The organism is Micromonospora phytophila, assembly GCF_023656545.1.
Lineage (GTDB): Bacteria > Actinomycetota > Actinomycetes > Mycobacteriales > Micromonosporaceae > Micromonospora > Micromonospora phytophila.
Map to the genome: position 1 here is coordinate 1 of NZ_JAMOKF010000410.1, position 4,170 is coordinate 4,170.

The 4,170-nt window shown below is 75.7% G+C and carries 7 protein-coding genes; all 7 read right to left on the reverse strand.

Features of this window, described 5'->3' with window-relative positions; translation table 11 throughout:
* The coding region (locus NCC78_RS28485; protein ID WP_250798374.1) for a LysM peptidoglycan-binding domain-containing protein at positions 1–765 on the reverse strand (765 nt) is incomplete at its 3' end.
* An 18-nt stretch (positions 766–783) separates the two neighbouring features.
* Complete coding sequence (locus NCC78_RS28490; RefSeq protein ID WP_250798376.1) at positions 784–1,269, reverse strand: pilus assembly protein TadG-related protein; 486 nt, start codon at positions 1,267–1,269, stop codon at positions 784–786.
* Positions 1,266–1,745 (reverse strand): TadE/TadG family type IV pilus assembly protein, encoded by a 480-nt coding sequence (locus NCC78_RS28495; protein WP_250798379.1) that lies wholly within the window; start codon positions 1,743–1,745, stop codon positions 1,266–1,268. The genes NCC78_RS28490 and NCC78_RS28495 overlap by 4 nt, the downstream gene beginning before the upstream one ends.
* Positions 1,730–2,137 (reverse strand): TadE/TadG family type IV pilus assembly protein, encoded by a 408-nt coding sequence (locus NCC78_RS28500; RefSeq protein WP_250798380.1) that lies wholly within the window; start codon positions 2,135–2,137, stop codon positions 1,730–1,732. The genes NCC78_RS28495 and NCC78_RS28500 overlap by 16 nt, the downstream gene beginning before the upstream one ends.
* A 110-nt stretch (positions 2,138–2,247) precedes the next feature.
* Complete coding sequence (locus NCC78_RS28505; RefSeq protein WP_250798381.1) at positions 2,248–2,442, reverse strand: hypothetical protein; 195 nt, start codon at positions 2,440–2,442, stop codon at positions 2,248–2,250.
* 25 nt (positions 2,443–2,467) lie between these two features.
* Positions 2,468–3,337 (reverse strand): type II secretion system F family protein, encoded by an 870-nt coding sequence (locus NCC78_RS28510; protein WP_250798385.1) that lies wholly within the window; start codon positions 3,335–3,337, stop codon positions 2,468–2,470.
* A 118-nt stretch (positions 3,338–3,455) separates the two neighbouring features.
* The coding region (locus NCC78_RS28515; protein ID WP_250798384.1) for a type II secretion system F family protein at positions 3,456–4,170 on the reverse strand (715 nt) is incomplete at its 5' end.

Genomic DNA, 4,170 nt, shown 5'->3' on the forward strand with positions numbered 1-4,170 from the left:
CGGCGCCACCTGGTCGGGGGCCACCCGCTCGGGCACCGGTCGGGGAGCCGGCGGGACCGGGGCGGGCTTCGCCGGGCGCGCGACGAGCCGGCCGGTGGCGTGCGGGCGGGCGCCCCGGTCCTCGGCCGCCGCGGGCAGCTTCAACACCTGCCCCGGATGGATCCGGTTCGGGTCGTCCAGCTGGTTCAGCTGCGCCAGCTTCCGGTAGTCGGCGAACTCCGCCAGGTAGCGCTCGGCGACCTCGCCCAGGTGGTCACCCCGGGCCACCCGGTAGAGCGGCGTGCCGTCGGCCGGCGCTGTCGGGGGGTGCTGCACCGTCACGGTCATCGGCGCGACCGGCAGGGCGTACGGCCCGGTGGCGGCGGCCGCCGCGGCGCTCGCCGCCGGGCTGGCGGCGACGATCAGCGCGACCGAGCCGACCAGCGCGGCCGCCGCCTTCTGCTGGCGGCTCATCCCGGGCAGCCGGGGCGCCGGCCGGCGTAGCGTCTGGGCGCCCAGTTCCACCAGCACGGAGAGACCGAAGGTCGCCCAGCCGAACCAGCCGGCCAGGGCCAGCGCCCGCAGGAAGAGCTGCCCGTCGTCGCGGCCGGTCAGCGTCGTGCCGACCTCCGCCACGGTGGGCACGTGGTCGGGCAGCGGGTTGCCGGCGAACGCGAGCAGCGCCACCGGCGCGCCGACCAGCAGCGCGCAGAGCACGACGAGCGCGCCGAACCCGGTCAGGATCCGTCCGGCCCGCCGTGCGGCGGACCGACCCGATGCGGCCATGGCTGCCTTCCTTCCTTCCTACGGTGCCCCGGTGAGCGCCCGCGCGGTCGCCTCGCCGGAGACGGTGACGGTGTCGTCGAAGCCGAGGAGCCCGAGCATCGACCTGCGGTAGGTGACGGTGACCCGTACCTGGACCAGGTCTTCGCCGCCGACGACCGGGAAGCTGACCGTGTGGCCGGTGGCGCCGGCCGCGGCGAGGTAGTCGGCGACGGCCCGCCGGGCCTGCGGCTGGTTGATCCGCTTCGGCCCGCCCTCGATCGCGGTGGCCCGGTCGATGGCCTGGCCGCCGGCCCGGGCGGCCTCGGCGGCGAGGTTGTCGGCCCGTTGCAACGAGCGCAGCTGCCCCGCGCCGTCGAAGGCGAGGCCGATGACGGCGAGGATGCCGACCGCGGCCACCGCCAGGAAGATGCTGACCCGGCCGTCGTCCCGTCCGCCGAACCGACCCCGGCGGATCCGGCGCGCGGGGCGGCGCACCGGCGGGCGGGCGCTCCGGGCGGCGGTCATCCTCGGCTCCGGTACCGGTCCAGGGGCGAGGTGAAGCTCGCCGACACCCGCTTGCCGGTGGGCATCCCCGGCAGGACGGTGAGCCGCAGGTCCCGCCAGGAGACCGTGCAGGAGATCCGGACGGTGACCGAGGCGTCCTGCCCGACCGGGCTGCGGAACGCCGCGTCGAAGCTGGTGGCGCGGCCGCGTACCGAGCCGCTGAAGGCGACTTCGGGGGTGCCGGCGCAGTTCAACCCCCGCCAGTCGAGCTGCTGGCGGGCCGCGTCCCGGGCCTCCGACCGCGCGGTGTCCGCGTCCCTCGAGATCGACGCGGCGCGGGCGGCGTCGTGGGCGGCGGCGTCGATCGCCTCCGCCGCCACGGCGGTACGCCCCGCCGCGCCGGCCAGCACGATCAGCGCGATGAAGGCCGGGGCGAGGACCGCCACCTCGATCGAGACCGAGCCCCGCTCGGCGGAACGGCTCACGGCGCGGTCCACCGCTCCACCGTCCCGTGGGCGGTCTGCCGCACCGGGAAGCTGACCCCGGGCACGACGGAGAGGGAGCGACCGCGCACCGTGCAGCTCACCTCCGTCGGGCTGGTCACGCAGCTCGGGCCGGGGTCGTCCCAGCCGACCAGCCAACTGCCCGCCGCGCGGAGGAAACGGGTCGCCCGGGCCTCGCCGGCCCCGGCGGGCGCCTCGTGCAACCGCTGCGCGTTGACGGCGCTCTGGGCGGCGTTCATCGCGGTGGAACGGGCGACGAACCAGGCCGCGACCTGGATCGACGCGAAGAGCAGCACGAAGATCAGCGGCATCACCACCGCCAGTTCCACCGGGTTGGCGCCCCGGTCCGTGCCGGCGTCGACCAGCCGCCGCCGCACGCCGGACACGGTGCCGGTCCACCCGGCGTGGACCCGCCCTGCTCCGGGCGCGGCGCGGCGCCGGGCGGTGGTCACCGCCCGGCGACGGCCCGCTGTCAGGTGTCGACGCACGGTACGGATCAGGGGGCGGTCGGTACGGCGGTCATCCAGTTCTCCGCCCGGGACTTCACCAAAACGGTGACCGCGAGCGCGGCGGCGACCAGACCGAAGATGATCACCGCGGTGGGGACCGGGCTGTCGCCCCGCTCGCCGTCGCGGCGCAGCTCCGCCAGGCGGGTCGTCAGCGCGACGTGCAGGTAGGTGACCAGGTACATGACGTGCTCCTTCTTCGGGTGGGTGTCACAGACGGGCGATGAACGGGTACATGGCGAAGCCGAGCAGGACGAAGACGAGCAGCGCGCCCGGGATGTCCAGCCGGCTGGTCACCCCCTCCGCGCGGGCCAGGTTGTCGGTACGGATCTGGTCGCGCAGCGAGTCGGCGCGGCTGCCCAGGGTCTCGTGCACCTGCGCCCCCTCGCTGCCGGAGGAGCGCATGATCGCCCCGACGTCGCCCAGCTCCGGGATGCCGATCCGGTCGGCCAGGTCGCGCAGCTCGTCCCAGGGGGAGTGCATCTGCATCTGGGCGATCCGCAGCGACTCGGAGATCCGGTCGAAGACCCAGCCGTCGCAGACCGCCGCCGCCCGCTCCAGCGACTGCACCGGCCCGTGCGCGGCGGAGAGCTGCAACGCCACCAGGTCCAGGTAGGTGCAGACCGCCTGCCGGAACTCGTCCCGGGCGGCGTCCGCCTTCGCCAGCACCGAGCGGTGCGCGAGCAGGGCGCTGAGCACCGCGAACCCCAGACTGCCCAGCACCGGCACGACCACCGGCAGCCGGATGCCGACGGCGAAGAGGCTCACGCCGAGCAGGGTCGGCGCGGCCAGCCCGACCAGCGCGGAGAGCAGCAGCGAGAGGGCGTACTGCTCGGGGGTGCGGTCGATCAGGGCGAGTTGCCGGTGCGGTGGCCGCAGCCAGCGGGACAGCCCGGTGAGCCACTCCAGCCGCCGGTCGGCGGGACCGGCGAGCTGACCACTGCCCGGCGGCTGGTGCAGCCGGCGCAGCGCGGGCCCGAGCGCCGGGGTGGCCGGCACCAGCTCGCGGACCACCAGGAAGACGCCCAGCCCCACCGCCGCCCCGGCGCAGACCGCGACGGTGAGCTGCCAGTTGAGGATCACGGGAGTCTCCTCTCGCTCGCGGCCGCGGGACTGCGCCGTGCCGCACACCTCGCGCTCACGGGTGCCCGCGTTTCGTTCGCGGCGGCGGGACTGCGCTGCGCCGCACACCTCGCGCTCACGTGACCATCTCCTGGGGGTCGGGGGAGGGCAGGAAGCGGGCCGGGCGCTGCGGCTGGCTCATCGAGCGCACCCAGGCCAGCAGGCCGATGAAGGCCGTGCCGAGCACCGCCATCACGAGCTGCCCGAAGGGCGTGCCGTACGGGCGGATGTACTCGGTGTTCAGCAGCCCGTACGCGACCGTGGCCAGGGTCATGCCGGTGAGGAAGCGGACCGCGAACCGGGGTTGGGTGCGCTTGGCCTCGATCTCCCGTCGGGTGGCGACCTCGGCCGCCGCCGCCCCGGCGATCGAGCCGAGCACGTCGCCGAGGCGCTCGCCCCGGTCGGTCAGGTGCAGGATCAGCGCGGCCACCACCTGGTCGCAGACCGGGTCGCCGATCTCGTCGGCGAAGGCCAGCAGCGCGCTCCGGGCCAGCCAGCCGGCCTGGAGGCGGGCGGCGAGCAGCCGTACCTCCTCCTGGATCTCCTCCGGCGCGGTGGCGACCGTGCCGGTGATCGCCTGCTGGAGGCCCTGGCCGGTGGCGGAGACGTCCTTGAGCCGGCGGGTCCACTCGCCGACGGCCTCGATCCGGGCGATTGCCCGCTGTTCGGCCTTGCCGACCGAGAAGAGCCACGGGGTGCCCGGCACCGCCACCGCGACCAGCAGGCCGACCACCGGCAGGCCGGTGACCAGGAAGGCCAGCGCGCCGGCGGCCAGCGCGCCGACCAGCAGG